General features: G+C 68.6%; 2 protein-coding genes. Both read left to right on the top strand.

The genetic code is table 11. The annotated features are described in order from the left end of the window. Nucleotides 1-365, top strand: a 365-nt coding sequence (locus tag JL475_RS38755) for a YdeI family protein (protein ID WP_202282888.1), incomplete at its 5' end; no start/stop codon positions are given. Nucleotides 366-670: 305 nt separating this feature from the next. Further along, nucleotides 671-1,876, top strand: coding sequence for an IS110 family transposase (locus tag JL475_RS38750; protein ID WP_202282887.1), 1,206 nt, complete (start codon nucleotides 671-673; stop codon nucleotides 1,874-1,876). Nucleotides 1,877-1,946 lie beyond the last annotated feature (70 nt).

Here is a 1,946-nt window from a genome sequence, read left to right as displayed (position 1 = left end):
CAGATCCTTGCAGGTCACGGGCGCCTTTCCTCTATCGGGGCGTCAGATCAGCGAATTCCGCTGAGCAGTCGAGGCTGACGGCCACGGGGCGGATGCGCGAACCCGGGTTGGCCGAGGTGCGCAGGGCGCAGGAGGACGGACGATGGGCGGCGGCCTACGAGTCGCAGAAGACGGCGACGGTACCGTCCGACCTTGCGGCGGTGCTCGATGCGAACCCTGAGGCCAAGAAGGCGTTCGAGGCGCTCGACAAGACCGGACGCTACCTGCTGATCCTGCCGCTGCTTCAGGCGCTCACGCCGGAGGCCAGGCAGGTCCGGCTCGACAAAGCCCTGGGCATGCTGGGGAGTGGTGACAGCCCGGAATGAGCCGGTAGCCGCAAGCCTGAGGCGGCCGCGCCCATGGAGCAGCACGCCTGGCGAGTCCCGCCGACTGAAGCGCTCCTTACCTTGTTGGCGGGTTGATTCCGGCCCTTCGTACGATCGGGAGACCCAGGGGCCTGGGTGTGGCTGAAAGTGCTCATGCCGTACGTGTGGCTTTGACTGATTGGCCGCCCAGTGCCCCACGACGACACGGCCACTCATTGGGATGAGCGAACAGAGATCGCTTCGTAAGGACACGTCGGCGTGGTCGTCTGCAGGGACCAGTCAACCGATCGACGAGGGAGGCTCGGGTGCCCGAGCTCTGGGCGGGGACGGACGCGGGCAAGGCCGCGCACCACTGCACGGTGATCGACACGGACGGGACGAAGGTGCTCTCGCGCCGCGTGCCCAACAACGAGGCTGAGCTGCTGGAGCTGATAGGCGACGTCCTCGCACTGGCCGAGGACAGCCCGGTGACCTGGGCTGTCGACCTGAACGCCGGCGGGGGGGCTCTGCTGATAGTCCTCCTGACCAGCCATGGCCAGCGGCTCCTCTACATTCCTGGCCGAACCGTCCACCACGCCTCCCGCGGCTACCGCGGGGACGGCAAGACAGACGCGAAGGACGCCTACGTCATCGCCGACCAGGCACGGATGCGCCGGGACCTGCAGCCCTTGCAGGACTGGGACGAGATCGCGGTGGCCCTGAAGATCCTCACCGCCCGACGCTACGACCTCGCCGCCGACCGCACCCGCGCCATCAACCGGATGCGAGCACAGCTCCTGGAGTACTTCCCCGCTCTCGAGCGGGCCTTCGACTATGCCGCCTCCAAGGCGGCACTTGTCCTGCTGACCGGCTACCAGACCCCAGCCGGCCTGCGCCGGGTCGGCCCGAGCCGGCTCGCGACCTGGCTGAAGAACCGCAAGGTCCGTGGCGCCCAGGCCATGGCCGATGCAGCCGTCGCCGCGGGGCAGGCCCAGCACACCGCCGTGGCCGGGGAGAGCACTGCCGCGGCCGTGGTCAACACCCTGGCCAGGGCGGTGTTGGCTCTGGACGATGAGATCGCTGACATCGACGCGCAGATCGCGGTCCGTTTCCGAGAGCACCGCCATGCGGAAGTGGTCCTCAGTATGCCCGGCATGGGCCCGTTGTTGGGGGCGGAGTTCATCGCCTGCACCGGCGGGGACATGGACGCCTTCGGCAGCGCGGGCCGGCTCGCCGGTGTCGCCGGACTCGCACCGGTCCCACGGGACTCCGGTCGCATCAGCGGCAACATGCGCCGGCCACACCGCTACCATCGCCGGCTCCTGCGGGTCTTCTACCTCTCCGCCCAGATCGCCGCCCGCTTCTGCCCCACCTCGAAGACCTTCTACGACCGGAAGAGAAACGAAGGCAAGAGCCACAAACAGGCGATCCTCGCCTTGGCCCGCCGCCGTCTCGACGTCCTATGGGCCCTCATCCGCGACCACCGCACCTTCACCACCGATCCGCCCCACCCCGATCTCACCTCGGCCTAGGGCCTGTTCGGGATCGTGATCATGTGGCGGGGGCAAGGCTGCGCAGCCAGATGATGGCGCCGCGCAGCTG

This window comes from Streptomyces sp. M2CJ-2, assembly GCF_016757295.1.
Classification (GTDB): Bacteria; Actinomycetota; Actinomycetes; order Streptomycetales; family Streptomycetaceae; genus Streptomyces.
Note: the sequence above shows the minus strand (reverse complement) of the source record. Positions and strands in the feature narration are given on the sequence as shown.